Raw genomic sequence first — 16,152 nt, forward strand, 5'->3', positions numbered from 1 at the left:
AAGATTATTTGACTAATTATAATTAAATACATCTATAAATGGTAAAATAATTAAAAAATGTGATTATTTTAAAGCGATATAAGAAAGCGAATTAAATTAATATAACGGGAGTGATTTTTATGTGGCCATTAGTCCGCATCGAATCCATAAAACAAGTGAAAGATCGATCTTTGTTGTTCTGGACCATTTTGTTGCCAGTTGCTTCAATTATTCTTTTAATAGAATTATTTACATCAGGTAGTTCACAAGCACAAAAAACATTAGTTGCTTCTCAATCGGTTACAGGAATGAGTGTGTTTTTTTCCACATTTGTTATTATTTCAATTGTAATTAGCTTTGTAAAAGATCGAGAGAAAGGAATTGTGGCAAGGCTGGCAAGTACTCCCTTACAGCCGCATAATTTTTTTCTTGGAAAGTGTGTTCCGTTCTTTGTCATCATTTTATTTCAAGTTTTGTTGTTAACCATTTTGGGTGTTTACTTATATGGTATTGAAATCACACAATACAGCTCGTATTTCTTAGTAGTTGTCCTATTATCAATGCAAGTCACTTCATGGGGAGTAGCCATCGCCGCATTTGCTAAAACTGAGAATACAGGTTTAGTGATGACGAACATGATTGCTTTAGGGACAGCGGTTGCTTGTGGTTTATGGACTCCATTTGATCAATTACCTAGTTATTTAAAAATAATTGGAATGCTCTTCCCACAGTATTGGGCACATCAAGGCTTAGTGCAATCAGTATCAACACTACCCGGGGGGGAGAATTTGATCTTAGTAACAGTAGTCCTTATAGGTTATACACTGTTAGGATTTATTCTTTCGTTGGTTGGTTATAAAAAATATATAAAGAGAGCCAGAGGCTAGGCTATAAAATTTCAGCTGAATGTTATGCACATAAACTAACTTAAATTTTAATGATTTATCTAAACTTCAATTAGTCTATTTCTAGAACGTTGACCGAAAAATCAATACTTGTAAGCCGTCTTTTTATATAAAAGGAGTGGGGCAATGTTAAGTGAAAAGTTAGAATTATATGTTGAAAGTTGTTTTCGGCCATATAAAAAAGACAAAACATATGAAGAAAAGAAAAAAGAATTATTAGAGATGCTTGGAAAAGTTAAATTAAAACTGAAAAATGCTGGAACAAAAGATGAAGAAGTTCAGGATATGCTTATTGAAAAGCTGAAATCAGGTGAAATAAGCATTGATGTCAATACATTAGATATTGATGATCATAACCGAGTAGAGCATGTGAAAAAAATATTTGTTAATGCTGATTTAGATTGGTTGACTTTTATAAATGTTAAGTATAAGTTGTGCGATTTTAAAGGGCTATCGATCGTACAAAAAGTGATGAACCATTCAGAATTTAATGGGTGTTATCTGAGAAAAATGAATGTTAGCAATTCTAAAATTTCCACATCAACTTTTGAAAAGAGTGATTTGACTCAATCTCATTTTGAACATTGTGAGATAACGAATTCATCTTTATATGGCTGTCATTTACCCAATGTTCGTATTGATGAATCAACTTTAATAAATGTTTCATTTGAAAATTGTTATTTTAAAAACATCTCTTTTGAGAATTCTAAATTAATAAATGTTAATTTCAAATCATGTACGTTTAAAAAATTAAATTTTATTGGAGTGACAATGGATAAAATGACCTATCATATCTTAGAAGGAGAAGGGGCTGATTTAAGCGGTGTGAAAGTAATCGATAGTTAATGTAGTAGGCTGTTGAGAAAAATCTCAATAGCCTTTTTTGTTTTATCCTCTATCTCTAGATTACCCCATTAGTATCATGATCACCGTGTCTTTGGGTTGAAATTCAAATATATGTAAGAGAAATAGTTGTGTTGAGAATTTAAATTGAAGTACAAGAATTAGTTTAATTATAAGAGGGAGCTTTACAAAAGCGAGTTAAATGCAAGGTTTTCGTTAAGGAGTGTGGAAAATTTCTATTTTTCCAAATAAAAGATGACCACACACCTAACTAATCTGCTTCGCTAAGTGTGTGGGAGGTTTTTTCAATCATATATATTACGAAAAAACCTAAAGTTGATTAGAAAGTTGAAGAACTTGAGATGATTGTTGTGCAAGTGCAGCGCGCAGCCATTGGTTCAAATAAATGTTGACCTTCCCCATGTACCTTAGCAGACAAAGCAGTTGGAATTGTAATTTTAGTCATCTTTAAACCTCCTTAAATAAAATTTATCAACATAGATTATGTAGTTGATATATTACATATGATGGTTCATAAGTCTTTATTTGTCAATAATTAAGTGTGAAAGTTTTATATTTTCTGAAAAGTACATTGATAACACCAAAAAAGTGTGGTTTAATATGACCATGGAAAATAATACTATAATTAAAATTTTATGTATTTAAAGTCATTATATGGTCTAGATGTTATTTTTTAATTGAGGGATGATGTTAATTTGGATCAATTATTTTGGGTATTTAGATATTAAGTTAAGTAAATGTATGAAAAAAGTCGAGGTTAACTATGTTATGAAGAACTCAAAAAGAAGATTACTATTTCTGTTAAAAGTTTAATCATTTTATCTAACTTAGAGATAAGAAAGAGAAAAGAGGGAAGTGCTGTTTATGAGTATTCATTATGTCGGTATTAGAGAACCAATAAAAGTCTATTTAGAGAAGATGAAAGTTGATTATGACGACTACCCTGTTCAAGTTATTGATTTGGGCGGAGCGGTCAGTTATGACAAAAAATTCTTTATAAATAATACTGATTTTCAAACGGAAACAATTCTTTTATCTAATAGAAGGCATAATGTCGAGGATGAACTAGGTTCTCTTGAAAGTGACTTATTGAAAATTTATCAGAATAGTATACTTTATAGGACTTCACCGCTTGATATCAATATAGAACTTTATAGAGGATGGGCAGGTGCTACTGGAAAATTAATAACTGCATTTTCTTCCGAGGGAGTTAATTGGATTAATACAATAGATGTTATAAAGGCATGTTTGATCCCTAAAAAAGATGTTAGAAGTCGCGCTGGAAAAGCATATGATTTAACAGGGCCAGAGTTAGTAAGTATGAGTAGGCTTAAGGATATCTTTGAAAAGGATTTAGACATGAAAATTGAATTATATTGTAAAAGTAAAGAAGAGGTTATAACAATTTTATCCCAAAATAATATGCCTTTAGATGTATTAGAATGGTTAGTCGGATTTCAGGAATATTCTTCTTCAAAACAATTACAGCCATTTACGAAAACGCTAGAACAAATAATTGGTCATCCCCCAACAAGTGCACAATTATTTAAAAATACAAATTAGTTATTCTTAAAGGAGGAATAATGTATGTTTGTCAAAGAACAAGAAAGCACGAGATATAAATTAGCACCACACGTTACGCTGGGTAAATTAGAAGACAGTTTGATTGGTTTAAAAGCGCAAACTGTCACCAAAATTGAAGGTGAAGGAATTATTGAATTTATTCAAGAAATTTCTAATCATCTCACGAAAGATAATGGGGTTTCAATTAAAGAGCTAGAGGAGAATTTTGAAATTGAGAGTGATCAATTAAAACATGTCCTCGAATTTTTAGTTGCGAATGGAATATGTGTTAAGACTGATATGAACTTTGATTTGACCGCGCTTTTGTCTTATGAAAGAGCCGGTGGCCAAGTATTGGTTGAAGATATACTAGATCGTTTAAAAACAGGGATTGTTGAAGTGATTGCGCAGGATCACAATCCAGTTGCTGTAGAATTCATTCGTCATTTGCAAGAGGCAGGGCTACATGTAGTGCTTAAGGGAGAAATAACTAAGCAACCAAATATCAGGGTTGCTATTGGTAAATCTCATTTAGATCCGATTTTGGAAGAAATAAATGACCTAGCATTAGAAGACCATATACCTTGGTTAAGCATTGTGCCATATGATGGACAGACATCTTGGGTAGGTCCATTTTTCATACCACATCAATCAGCTTGTTTACATTGTTATAACCTTCGAAAATCAGCGAACTTTTCTGACGAAGTACTGCGTTCAGACTTAATGAAAATCAAACCTGTAAATCCTGAAAAGAAGCCGGTTTATCATATGCCGATTAATTTAGTTCAAATCGGGATTGCAAGTAATTTAATTCTAGAATGGCTCACTTTAAAAGATTACGCACCAAGTGCAACACCAGGTGGATTTACAACAATTAATTTAGATGATAAGGGAGTATCTGTTCATAATCATCGTGTTTATAGAGTACCAAGATGCCCTAAGTGTTCTCCAGCTGCAGATACCGGTTTTCCTCAAGTTTGGTTTCATGGTGAGGTGAAAAATTAATTATGGTTAATAAATGGACAACATTAGAAGAGTCATGGGAGATACTTGACCAATTGGCGGATCCTTATGTTGGGATAGTCCGTAGAGAGTATAGAAAACTCAGAGACGTTGATGATATATGGGGTCATTCATATGGAGCGCATGGTACAGACAGCAATATTTTATTTGGAGTACCATCTAATTCTTATAATGGGGGAGGGTCTGCTAATCCAGCAGCAGCCAGATTAGCAGCTATAGGTGAAACGGTAGAAAGATATAGTGCAGCTTATTTACCTTTAAACTCTGATGTAGTTTGTTTTGGAACACAAAAGGACTTAATCAATGAAAACAAATCAGTAATTGGCTTTGATAAGTGGGAAATGTATGCTGTCACCCAATATGAAGATCCGAATTTTCCTCATAATGTATGGAATGAAGATACAAAATTATGGTGGAGAAAAGGTCATATTGCTGAAAATAATGAAGAAGTTTGGACGCCTGCTCAATTAATTCATATTGCAAACTATACTGAGTGGCCAGGAGACCCAAATATTGGTCATGCAACTAGTAATGGACTAGCATGTGGTATTACATATCAAGAAGCGGCAATCTCAGGTTTATTTGAAACAATTGAAAGAGATGCATTTATGCTTACTTGGTACAATAAGTTAAGTTTACCGCAGATCGATATTAATACTTCACCTAGATTAAAACATTTCTATGAACGATATATTAAACCTACATCTCTTGATTTGCATTTAGTAGATATGACCGTTTTTTCTGGTGTACCTACTATTTTGGCAGTGATAAGAAATCCTCATACAGATTTAGCTCCATTTGCTATTGGCGCTGCCTCTGCTCATTCAATTGAAAGAGCATGTGAGAAAGCTGCAATAGAGGGAATGTATACAAGAACTTGGGTAAAAACAGAACAACGATTAGGGAATGCGCTAGTAGATGTAGATTATCATCGTGATATAAATAGTTTTGAAGATCATATTAAACTCTATGCTGGAACAGCTATTGTGAAAGAAGCTGATTTTTTAACTGCGAGTAAGAAATTAGTGGATGTTAATGATTATACACCGTTTGATGATGGTTCTCCAGATATCTTATGGACTAGTCTCGTCAGTCATTTATCAAAACAAGGATATCATGTAGCAACTTTTGATTTAACCAGTCCTGATATAAAAGATGCTGGTGCATATGTCGTAAAATCAATTATTCCTGGATATAAACCGATTGACGTTCTATATAGAGGTAGAATGTTGGGTGGAGAACGAATTTTAAAACATTCTTATCAATTAGGTTTAGTAGATAAACCTTTTAAATTAGAAGAACTGAATCCAATTCCGCATCCATTTCCTTAATATCGTAGAAAGGTGATTAAATATATGAATAGTATTGAAAGACATGCTACTAATTTGGCTGATGTTGTGTATGGAAACGAAGCATTACGGTTTGATGATCCTTCTGAAAATTGGTTTGAAGCAACAAAAATCTATAGAGGTTCAATGGCATGGGACGCACCTGGTGTTGCAGGACTGCTTCGATCTCAAACTTTGCAAAAGATTGCTACACATGCAAGTAAAAGATTTGATGACCTACCATTAATTTCACTACCTAAACCATTAAATACAAATATATCTTTAGACGATGTCATTAAGGGACGAAGAAGTGCAGATTATTTTAGCGGGGGGAGTGTTTCATTAGAACAACTCTCAACAGTTTTACAGAAGAGTTATGGATTGGTAGAGCGTAAAGAAGGACCTAGACGTCCTATACCATCTGGTGGTGCGCTCTATCCTCTAGATCTATATATTGTAGCCAACAAAGTGGATACTTTAGACAAAGGTGTTTATCATTTCGATCCGTATAGAAGAGGATTGACTAAAATGGGTGATTACTCCGAAAAAGAATTTGAGAAAATAATGTTACAAGAAGAATCAGTTCAAGATTTTGCATTTGCTATAGTCATTTCAGCTAATTTTTGGCGTTCTCGATTTAAGTATGGACATCGTTCTTATCGCTTTGTTTTTATGGAGGCAGGACATGTCATGCAAAATATGATCATGCTATCTACTGCACAGAAGATTAATAGTCGACCGTTCGGAGGGTTTATCGATGATGAGTTGATGGAATTGATCGGTGGATTTAATGGGGTAGATGATGCCCCGATTTATACATTGATTGCGGGTACTTAAATAAATGATTTCAATGATAGCAGCTTTAGGGATCCTCATTCACTTTTTGGGTCCCTTAAGTTCTAAAATGGTTGTCAAAATCATGAGAGATAAATCAACAGCCAATCGAAGGCTAACAACATATATCACACCTCAGAGGAGCTATGATGGACTCACCATTATCGGAGCTTCTATATGCTGTGGGGCGCTTTCTCAAGAACTCTTTGTTGAAGTCTCGAATAGTAAAAATGTATTTGGTATTTTATTTTTCTTTTTGTTAGGAGTACTTTTACCATCAGTGCTATGGAAAATAAAAAACAAAGTGATTGTATTTAAAGGTAGATATGCTGTCAATGTTGATTCAATCGTTTTTCTTCCATTGACTGCTCTATCAGAAGAAGTAATTTGGCGCTTTATTCTTCCGGCTTTATTAATGAATTTATGGGAATCTATTGCAATATCAATCTGTGTAAGTTCGATAGGATTTATATTGCTGCATATACCATTAGGCGGTGCTAAGTCAACTGCTTATATGTCTCTTTTTACATTAATTACAGTTATTTCATACTTTGCATTTGGGATTTTAGCAGCGATAGCATTTCATATTTCTCATAATTTATTCATTCATTTTTTTCACCCTCTCAAAGTAAAGGAATTCAAAACGAAACCTCCCGTATTATCTGAAACTGACTGGTGAGGCTTTTATAAAGGTGGTAAACCCTGTGATGATACAAGAAAAAATCAAAGAGCTTGAAGTAAAAAGAGCACTGGCTCAGTCATGGTTTTTGGATCCAGATAAAAGAAAAATAAGTTCAAATTATGATAATAGAGAAACACCATTTACTCGATTTCTATCAGCTGAAACTTTCATTTCTTATTATCAACTAACATTCAAAAAAACACCTGTCTCTATTTTAGATATAGGATGTGGACAAGGTCAGATGCTTGAGTATATATCTAAGCAATTACCTCTAGCTGATTTGACTGGGATTGATTCATCTGAAGAAGCCATACATTTTGCAAATAAATTAAATATAAAAGCCAATTTTATTTGTACAGATATAAAAAATTTTTCATCACATGCTAAAATTTATGATGTGATTTTAATACATCTGTGTTTTGGGCTATTTGAAAATCCGATCGAATTATTAGAACAGTTACTTCCTTATTTATCAAATGAATCTATGATTTATATTGTTGATTTAAATCGAGATAGTATAGAAAGTGGATTGAGTTCAGTTCAGAGCAAAGAAGAAGAACTGTATATATATGATCAATATCATGCCTCGTTGACATTATCTGAGTTTGAACAGTTACTCACCTATATTACCAAACCGAGAGAAGATATGATGTATAAGATTGGTACTTCTATAATTGGAGGATTTAGCCCATTTAGTATGGAATTTTTATCGTTAATAGGAAATGGAAATTTACAACAAACGTTAAGACAGGCTCCAGATCAATATAGCAGTTCAACGCAGAAAGTACCTGTACTTTTACATGCGTGGCTTATTAAAAATTCTGGCTAAATAACTCCATCTAAACATGGTCCTTTCTTTATGTGTAATGTTAAGGTTATCAGTACAGTATTCCGCCTACTCTCCATGGAGTTCGATGTGAATTTTTTCTCAATTTTATTCGCTAGAAACAAGTTGGAAGGGTTTTCTTTGAAATGAGGGAGCAAAGGCAAAGCGATTAAAATGGAAGCCTGCTTATTTCTTTAACATTTACACTCTTTTCTTCTATATTAAATATCAACCATTCTGTTTAATACAAAATGCTTTTTCGACATAGAAATGATTTAGTGCAGATGGAGATCATTTTTCATAGGGAGTTCTGTTCTTCGCCCATAGTATACAACTGCGATTATCACCAGCCCGTTCTGTTCATATTGGCATATATAATAAAGGAAGAGAGGGGTATGATTGGTTTAAAGTAAACGATTTACGAGTACCTGTTATAAGGAAGAACTTCATTTGCATAAAAAAATTGGATATGGTATAGTTTTTATGGAAATGCTAACGATTACCGAGACAAGAGTGGGGAAACCCGCTCTTTTGTATTGAACAGGCAATTTTTGTCTCGACATTATTCATCCGTTTTCTGCTCCCCCTGCTCACATAAAGCAGGGTTTTTATGCAGAATGATTGATAAGAGCGTTTATCGAAAGCACAAGGAGGAAGAGAATGAGCAAAAAAGTAGTGGATGTCGTAAGCGAAATGGTACAGCCAATTTTAGATGGCTTACAGCTTGAACTCGTTGATGTTGAATTTGTCAAAGAGGGTCAAAACTGGTTCCTTCGCGTGTTTATTGACTCTGATAAAGGCGTCGATATCGAAGAATGTGCCAAAGTGAGCGAAGCCTTGAGCGAAAAGCTTGATGAGGCAGATCCGATTAGCCAAAACTACTTTCTTGAAGTGTCCTCTCCTGGAGCGGAGCGCCCATTAAAGAAAAAAGCTGATTTTGAAAAAGCACTTGGAAAAAATGTTTTCATGAAAACATATGAACCAATTGATGGTGAAAAAGCATTTGAAGGTGAGCTTACAAGCTTTGATGGTGAGATTGCAACAGTGACAGTGAAGATCAAGACAAGAAAGAAAGAGATCAATATTCCATACGAAAAAATAGCTAACGCAAGATTAGCAGTTTCGTTCAATTAACCTTTTCATTGATATAAGGGGGAACCATAAAAATGAGTAGTGAGTTGTTAGATGCCCTGACTGTTCTCGAGAAAGAGAAGGGTATTAGTAAAGAAATTATTATTGAAGCGATAGAAGCTGCACTCATTTCTGCATATAAGCGTAACTTTAATCAAGCGCAAAATGTTCGTGTTGATTTAAACCGCGAAACGGGAACAATTCGCGTATTTGCAAGAAAAGATGTTGTAGATGAAGTGTATGATTCTCGCCTTGAAATCTCTGTAGATGATGCAGCCAATATGAACCCGAATTACATGGTAGGTGACGTCGTTGAAATTGAAGTCACGCCAAAAGATTTCGGACGCATTGCAGCTCAAACTGCGAAACAAGTGGTGACGCAGCGAGTGAGAGAAGCAGAGCGAGGTGTGATCTACACTGAGTTTATCGATCGCGAGGAAGACATTATGACGGGAATCGTTCAGCGAATTGACAGTAAATTCATTTACGTGTCACTTGGCAAAATCGAAGCCCTTCTTCCGGTCAACGAACAAATGCCAAATGAGGACTACAAACCACATGACCGCATTAAGGTGTTTATTACAAAAGTCGAAAAAACAACAAAAGGACCACAAATTTATGTGTCTAGAACACATCCAGGTCTTTTAAAGCGTTTATTTGAAATTGAAGTGCCAGAAATTTATGATGGTACTGTAGAGCTTAAATCGGTTGCTAGAGAAGCTGGGGACCGTTCTAAAATCTCTGTTCGTACGGATGATCCTGATGTTGACCCAGTTGGTTCTTGTGTTGGACCAAAAGGCCAGCGTGTACAAGCAATTGTCAACGAGCTAAAAGGCGAAAAAATTGACATTGTCCATTGGTCTAATGACCCGGTTGAATTTGTTGCCAATGCATTAAGTCCATCAAAAGTACTTGATGTTATTGTGAATGAAGAAGATAAGGCGACAACAGTCATTGTCCCTGATTATCAGCTGTCGTTAGCCATTGGTAAAAGAGGTCAAAATGCTCGTCTTGCAGCAAAGCTGACTAGCTGGAAAATTGACATTAAAAGCGAAACAGATGCAAGGGAACTCGGTATTTTCCCAAGAACTGAAGACTCTGAATCTCTTTTCTTAGAGGCTGAACCAGTAGCTGAGGAATCTGACGAATAAGAGGTGATGTAAAAGGTGAATAGCCGAAAAAAAATCCCGCTTAGAAAATGTGTCGTGACGGGAGAAATGAAACCAAAGAAAGAACTGATCCGTGTTGTTCGTTCTAAAGAAGGTGAAGTGTCTGTTGACGCAACTGGAAAAAAGAACGGACGCGGAGCTTACCTTTCTCTCGATAAAGAAACCATTCTTGCGGCAAAGAACAAACGCAGTTTACAGCAGCAATTTCAGACACAGATTGACGAACACATATTTGAAGAATTACTAGAACTAGCTGAAAAGGTGAAAAAACCAAATGACTGATTCTAAGTGGTATCCTTTGCTTGGTCTAGCAAATCGAGCTCGTAAAGTCGTGTCAGGAGAAGATCTTGTGATCAAAGAAGTTAGACATGCGCGTGCTAAGCTGGTTCTTCTTGCAGCAGATGCCTCACCGAACACAGAGAAAAAGGTATCTGACAAATGCAAATTTTATAATGTTCCGGTTAGAAAAATTGAAGACCGTTCCGTTCTCGGACGTTCTATTGGGAAAGAAGCTCGCGTAGTTGTCGCTGTCACTGACCAAGGCTTCGCTAAGAAGCTTATAAGCTTGCTCGATTAATTTATTTGGGGGTGAACGAATGGCTAAAGTGAGAGTATATGAATACGCAAAAGCCATAGATGTTTCAAGTAAAGATATTATAGCAGCGCTTAAGGATATGAATGTGGAAGTGAACAACCACATGGCGACGCTTGAAGACGACACTGTGAAAAAGCTAGACGCTATCTATAAAAAAGCCAAAGCAAAAGAGACAACTAACGAGAAACCCGCAGAACAAAAAAAACAATCATCTAACAAAAACAATGATAGAAAGAAGAATGACGTGCAGAATAATCAATTTAATAAAAACAAAAAAAACAACAACCAAAACAAAAACAAAAATAAACGCGGTGGGAATAACAAATCGCAGCATCAACAAGCTAGACCTGTGAAGCCTAAGAAAGAGCTTCCTGAAAAAATTGAATTTACAAATTCAATGACAGTCGGCCAGCTGGCTGAAGAGCTTGGAAAAGAAACAGCTGAAATTATCAAAAAGCTGATGATGCTTGGTGTAATGGCAACCATTAACCAAGAGCTGGATAAAGATACAGTTGAACTAATCGCTTCTGAATATGGCGTTCCAGTAGAGGAAGTCATTATTTTAGAAGAAACTGAACTTGAAAAGTATGAAGTGGAAGATAAAGAAGAAGATATGCAAGTACGCCCTCCAGTTGTGACGATCATGGGACACGTTGACCACGGGAAAACAACGCTTCTTGACAGCATTCGTAAGACGAAAGTCGTTGAAGGCGAAGCTGGTGGAATCACGCAGCATATCGGTGCATACCAAATTGAAGAAAACGGCAAGAAAATCACGTTCCTTGATACACCTGGACACGCAGCCTTTACAATGATGCGTGCACGTGGTGCCGAGGTAACGGATACAACCATTCTAGTCGTGGCAGCAGATGATGGTGTGATGCCGCAAACGGTAGAAGCTATTAACCATGCGAAAGCAGCAGAAGTGCCAATCATTGTTGCTGTCAACAAAATTGACAAACCAACAGCGAACCCTGACCGTGTGATGCAGGAATTAACGGAGCATGGTCTAGTACCAGAAGCTTGGGGCGGCGAAACGATCTTCGTTCCTCTATCTGCAAAAACAGGTGAAGGCATTGACGAATTGATCGAAATGATCCTTCTTGTCAGCGAAGTTGGAGAACTGAAAGCCAACCCAAATCGTGCGGCAAAAGGGACTGTTATCGAGGCTGAGCTTGATAAAGGAAGAGGGTCAGTTGCAACCCTTCTTGTTCAAACTGGTACGCTTCAAGTAGGTGACCCAATCGTTGTTGGAAATACATTTGGGCGCGTTCGTGCAATGGTCAATGACATCGGACGCCGCGTGAAAACAGCAGGACCATCTACACCTGTTGAAATCACTGGTTTAAACGATGTACCAAATGCAGGGGATCAGTTCCTCGTATTCAAAGATGAAAAAACAGCTCGTCAAGTAGGTGAGGCGCGTGCTTCGAAACAGCTTGATGAACAGCGTTCAGACAAAGCGAAATTATCTCTAGATGACCTATTTGAGCAAATCAAACAAGGTGAAGTGAAAGATATCAACTTGATCGTGAAAGCAGACGTACAAGGTTCTGCTGAAGCACTGACGGCCGCTCTTCAAAAAATTGAAGTGGAAGGCGTAAAAGTGAAAATCATCCATACGGGTGTTGGAGCGATTACAGAATCTGATATTATTTTAGCAAGTGCTTCTAATGCGATCGTGATCGGATTTAACGTACGTCCTGATGGAAACGCGAAGAGCACAGCTGAAACAGAAAACGTAGATATCCGCTTACACCGCATTATTTATAAAGTCATCGATGAAATTGAAGCGGCGATGAAAGGAATGCTTGACCCTGAATATGAAGAAAAAGTCATTGGTCAAGTTGAAGTTCGTCAAACGTTCAAAGTATCTAAAATCGGTACAATTGCTGGTGGCTATGTTACTGAAGGAACGATCACAAGAGATAGTGGTATCCGCTTAATCCGTGACGGCGTCGTTATTTTTGAAGGCGAAGTCGACGTATTAAAACGATTCAAAGATGACGTGAAAGAAGTTTCACAAGGTTATGAATGTGGTATTACCATTAAGAAATACAATGATATCCGTGAAGGCGATGTTCTGGAATCATTTGTTATGCAAGAAATCGAAAGAAAATGATCGGTTATACCGAATGTGAGTGCATCATTTATGATGCCTCCTCACTGAAGGAAAAACGTGCGGTTCTTCAGCGTATTTTGACAAGAACGCGCCATAAATTCAATGTAACCATGGCTGAAATGGATTACCAGGACACATGGCAGCGTACATCAATTGGAATCGCCGTGATTTCCTCATCTCGGGTTCAAGTGGAAAAGGAATTGCAGCGTGTTTTAAGCTTTATTGATTCTTTTCCTGAAATTGAACGAACGATCACGAAAACTGAGTGGTTTTAATTAGAGGTGATATGATCATGAGTATGAGAGCAACCCGCGTGGGTGAGCAGATGAAAAAAGAATTAGGCGATATCCTAGGCAGAAAGCTAAAAGATCCAAGAATCGGCTTTTTGACTGTAACCGATGTCGAAGTAACCGGTGATTTGCAAATTGCCAAAGTCTACATTTCTGTTCTCGGTGACGAGAAGAAAAGAGAGGAAACCTTAAAAGGCCTTGCTAAGGCTAAAGGGTATATCCGCTCTGAAATTGGCAATCGAATTAGACTTCGCAAAACACCAGAACTGCACTTTGAATTCGATGAATCCGTGGATTACGGAAACCGAATTGAAAGCCTAATTGCTGAACTAAACACAAAAGATCACGAATAAGACGTTGAAATAAGGATAGGCGATGATCGTCTGTCCTTTTTCATCGTTTACGAAAGGAGAGAGCGCAGATGGTAAATGGTGTTCTTTTATTACATAAAGAAAGAGGGATGACCTCTCACGACTGTGTGTTCAAAGTGAGAAAGCTCTTACATACAAAAAAAGTCGGACATACAGGCACCCTCGACCCCGAGGTATCAGGTGTTCTGCCCATTTGTATCGGAAGAGCAACGAAGATTGTCGAATACTTAACAGATAAATCGAAAACGTATGATGCAGAAATCACGATTGGATTTTCTACAACAACAGAAGACCAAACAGGTGAGATCGTAGAAGAAAAAAAGGTGCAAAACCCCATCTCAGAAGAAGACATTGATGCTGTGCTGAAACAGTTTCAAGGAACCATTGAACAAATTCCTCCTATGTTTTCGGCTGTGAAAATTGGCGGAAAAAAACTCTACGAATATGCAAGAGAAGGCATTGAAATTGAGCGGCCGAGCCGCGAGATTACGATTCACCGTATCGAGCGGACAACACCTGCTTTATTTGAAAATGGAAAAGTATCATTTAGATTCACCGTTTTATGTTCAAAAGGAACGTATGTCAGAACCTTAGCAGTTGATATTGGAAAGAAATTAGGATTTCCAGCTCATATGTCACATCTCATTCGCACAGGATCAGGTGATTTTACACTAGATGAGTGCATCACCCTTGATGAGCTGCGAGATATAAGCGAAGAAGGCACAGTAGATGAGCACCTTGTCTCGATCGAGCGCGCGCTCAATCATTTGCCGAAATGGGAGATAAATGATACATTAGCAAGTAAAGTGGAAAACGGTGCAGTCCTGCCCATGCCTGATGAATTCGCTCATTTCGCAGAGGAAGATCGTGTCGCTGTCTTTGCTCCTTCAGGCCGGTGTATGGCGATATATATGAAGCACCCGACCAAACAGAATCTGATGAAGCCGGCGAAGATCTTATCTCAGGACAAGCAATCTTAAAGAAAAGGTGACCATCTCGTGAAGACTATACATATTTCACACCCACATACATTGAATCAAAAGGATCAAGACCCGTCTGTTATGGCTTTAGGGTATTTTGACGGTGTTCACCTTGGACATCAAAAAGTGATTGACGCAGCAAAAAGCATTGCGAGAAAAGAAGGATTGGCTTTAGCGGTCATGACCTTTCATCCGCACCCATCACATGTTTTGCAAAAAGCACGTGAACCCAAGGACTTAATTACACCGCTTGAGGATAAAATTGATTTCATCGAACAACTGGGCGCTGACTATTTATACATTGTGCAGTTCAGCGAAAGCTTTGCAGCGCTATCTCCTCAAGAGTTTGTCGATCAATATTTAGATGAGCTGAATGTGAAGCACGCAGTAGCTGGTTTTGATTTTACGTTTGGCCGTTTTGGTGCAGGCACAATGGAAACCTTCGATGAGTACGGAAAAGGGCGTATCACGGCCACCATCGTTCCTAAGTTGTCCAATCAAGACCGAAAAGTCAGCTCAACACTCATACGCTCTGCATTGAAAAATGGGGATGTTGAATATGTGAGTGAGCTTTTAGGAAAACCGTATCAGCTGCGCGGTATTGTCATTCATGGTGATAAACGAGGACGGACGATCGGCTTTCCGACTGCGAATGTCGGTTTATCTGCTGAGTATATCATTCCGCCAACAGGAGTTTATGCAGTAAGAGCAGAAGTGAAAGGTAAAGTGTATGACGGTGTTTGTAATGTTGGCTATAAACCAACCTTTTATGAAAAACGTCCTGATCAGCCTGCCATTGAAGTAAACCTCTTTGGTTTTAACGAAGAAATATATGGTGAACCGATTAAATTACAGTGGTTCAAGCGCATTCGCAGTGAGCAAAAATTTAACGGAATCCAGGAGTTAACGGCTCAAATCAGTCAAGATAAAGAAGAAGCGATTCAGTTTTTTCAACATCAGCGAAAGCAAACAAAAAATTCATAGAAAAACAGCTCTACCATTTGCAAATTCAGCATATTTTTAGTATGATTATTCCTGTAGCTTTAAAACCACTTACTTGGCAGGCCGACTTCACCGACGGTTGCGAGGTAGATGGGGCTAACATGATTTGGAGGTGAAACAGGATGGCTATTACTCAAGAGCGTAAAACTCAATTAATTAGTGAGTTCAAAACACACGAATCTGATACTGGATCTCCAGAAGTTCAGATCGCTGTCCTAACAGAATCAATTAACAACTTGAACGAGCATTTACGTACTCATAAGAAAGATCACCACTCACGTCGCGGTCTTTTGAAAATGGTAGGTAGACGTCGTAATCTTCTTACGTATCTACGTAATAAAGACGTAACTCGTTACCGTGAGTTAATTAACAAACTAGGCTTACGTCGATAATCGTAAAAAGCGGGAGGATTCCCGCTTTTTTATCGTATAATCACTAATATTTTATGGTTAAAATGTTGAAAGAATGGCAAAAACCCTTCTACATAC

The 16,152-nt window shown here is 37.2% G+C and carries 19 protein-coding genes; 18 read left to right on the forward strand and 1 reads right to left on the reverse strand.

The genetic code is table 11. From position 1 onward, the window contains the following. Positions 1–119 precede the first annotated feature (119 nt). Complete coding sequence (locus QRN39_RS06355; RefSeq protein WP_003212220.1) at positions 120–866, forward strand: ABC transporter permease; 747 nt, start codon at positions 120–122, stop codon at positions 864–866. Positions 867–1,010: 144 nt separating this feature from the next. Then, on the forward strand, positions 1,011–1,730 hold the full coding sequence (locus tag QRN39_RS06360; RefSeq protein ID WP_050945022.1) for a pentapeptide repeat-containing protein: 720 nt from the start codon (positions 1,011–1,013) through the stop codon (positions 1,728–1,730). A 337-nt stretch (positions 1,731–2,067) separates the two neighbouring features. Here QRN39_RS06360 and QRN39_RS06365 read toward each other — a convergent pair whose 3' ends face one another. Continuing rightward, positions 2,068–2,193, reverse strand: a complete 126-nt coding sequence (locus tag QRN39_RS06365; protein ID WP_003212531.1) for a plantazolicin family TOMM peptide — start codon at positions 2,191–2,193, stop codon at positions 2,068–2,070. Positions 2,194–2,612: 419 nt separating this feature from the next. Here QRN39_RS06365 and QRN39_RS06370 point away from each other — a divergent pair, with 419 nt between their 5' ends. The 16 genes from QRN39_RS06370 (at position 2,613) to rpsO (ending at position 16,056) form a co-directional block, all read left to right on the forward strand. Next, positions 2,613–3,311, forward strand: a complete 699-nt coding sequence (locus QRN39_RS06370) for a Rossmann-fold NAD(P)-binding domain-containing protein (RefSeq protein WP_284906516.1) — start codon at positions 2,613–2,615, stop codon at positions 3,309–3,311. Between the two features lie 24 nt (positions 3,312–3,335). After that, complete coding sequence (locus tag QRN39_RS06375) at positions 3,336–4,316, forward strand: TOMM precursor leader peptide-binding protein (RefSeq protein ID WP_003210769.1); 981 nt, start codon at positions 3,336–3,338, stop codon at positions 4,314–4,316. Positions 4,317–4,318: 2 nt separating this feature from the next. After that, a complete protein-coding gene (locus tag QRN39_RS06380) occupies positions 4,319–5,665 on the forward strand; it encodes a YcaO-like family protein (RefSeq protein ID WP_003211025.1) in 1,347 nt (448 codons plus the stop codon). Between the two features lie 24 nt (positions 5,666–5,689). Next, positions 5,690–6,499, forward strand: a complete 810-nt coding sequence (locus QRN39_RS06385; RefSeq protein ID WP_050945016.1) for a SagB/ThcOx family dehydrogenase — start codon at positions 5,690–5,692, stop codon at positions 6,497–6,499. A gap of 82 nt (positions 6,500–6,581) precedes the next feature. After that, positions 6,582–7,175: a CPBP family intramembrane glutamic endopeptidase gene (locus QRN39_RS06390; RefSeq protein ID WP_157733344.1), complete on the forward strand. Its 594-nt coding sequence runs from the start codon at positions 6,582–6,584 to the stop codon at positions 7,173–7,175. Between the two features lie 28 nt (positions 7,176–7,203). Next, the gene (locus QRN39_RS06395; protein WP_284906595.1) at positions 7,204–8,007 is read left to right on the forward strand and encodes a class I SAM-dependent methyltransferase; all 804 of its coding nucleotides are present in this window, start codon (positions 7,204–7,206) and stop codon (positions 8,005–8,007) included. A 657-nt stretch (positions 8,008–8,664) separates the two neighbouring features. Next, on the forward strand, positions 8,665–9,138 hold the full coding sequence (gene rimP / locus QRN39_RS06400) for a ribosome maturation factor RimP (protein ID WP_003211398.1): 474 nt from the start codon (positions 8,665–8,667) through the stop codon (positions 9,136–9,138). Between the two features lie 32 nt (positions 9,139–9,170). Then, positions 9,171–10,286 carry a transcription termination factor NusA gene (nusA, locus tag QRN39_RS06405; protein ID WP_003211013.1) on the forward strand — a complete coding sequence of 372 codons (1,116 nt, stop codon included), beginning with the start codon at positions 9,171–9,173 and terminating at the stop codon, positions 10,284–10,286. A gap of 15 nt (positions 10,287–10,301) precedes the next feature. Further along, positions 10,302–10,586 (forward strand): RNase P modulator RnpM, encoded by a 285-nt coding sequence (gene rnpM, locus QRN39_RS06410; RefSeq protein WP_003210758.1) that lies wholly within the window; start codon positions 10,302–10,304, stop codon positions 10,584–10,586. Beyond that, complete coding sequence (locus QRN39_RS06415; protein ID WP_034619894.1) at positions 10,579–10,881, forward strand: YlxQ family RNA-binding protein; 303 nt, start codon at positions 10,579–10,581, stop codon at positions 10,879–10,881. Before rnpM ends, QRN39_RS06415 begins: the two co-directional genes overlap by 8 nt. Positions 10,882–10,900: 19 nt before the next feature. Continuing rightward, positions 10,901–13,021: a translation initiation factor IF-2 gene (infB, locus tag QRN39_RS06420; RefSeq protein WP_003212253.1), complete on the forward strand. Its 2,121-nt coding sequence runs from the start codon at positions 10,901–10,903 to the stop codon at positions 13,019–13,021. After that, positions 13,018–13,296, forward strand: coding sequence for a DUF503 domain-containing protein (locus QRN39_RS06425; protein WP_012009994.1), 279 nt, complete (start codon positions 13,018–13,020; stop codon positions 13,294–13,296). Before infB ends, QRN39_RS06425 begins: the two co-directional genes overlap by 4 nt. A 17-nt stretch (positions 13,297–13,313) precedes the next feature. Further along, the gene (rbfA, locus tag QRN39_RS06430) at positions 13,314–13,664 is read left to right on the forward strand and encodes a 30S ribosome-binding factor RbfA (RefSeq protein WP_003210803.1); all 351 of its coding nucleotides are present in this window, start codon (positions 13,314–13,316) and stop codon (positions 13,662–13,664) included. 68 nt (positions 13,665–13,732) lie between these two features. Next, complete coding sequence (truB, locus tag QRN39_RS06435) at positions 13,733–14,662, forward strand: tRNA pseudouridine(55) synthase TruB (RefSeq protein WP_253622604.1); 930 nt, start codon at positions 13,733–13,735, stop codon at positions 14,660–14,662. An 18-nt stretch (positions 14,663–14,680) separates the two neighbouring features. Then, entirely contained in the window at positions 14,681–15,646 is a 966-nt protein-coding gene (gene ribF / locus QRN39_RS06440; protein WP_268458632.1) for a bifunctional riboflavin kinase/FAD synthetase, read from the forward strand. A gap of 140 nt (positions 15,647–15,786) precedes the next feature. Beyond that, a complete protein-coding gene (gene rpsO, locus QRN39_RS06445) occupies positions 15,787–16,056 on the forward strand; it encodes a 30S ribosomal protein S15 (RefSeq protein ID WP_012009997.1) in 270 nt (89 codons plus the stop codon). Positions 16,057–16,152: the final 96 nt, after the last annotated feature.

It is taken from the genome of Bacillus sp. lyk4-R2A-2 (genome assembly GCF_030209735.1).
In the GTDB taxonomy this organism is placed as follows: Bacteria; Bacillota; Bacilli; order Bacillales; family Bacillaceae; genus Bacillus; species Bacillus pumilus.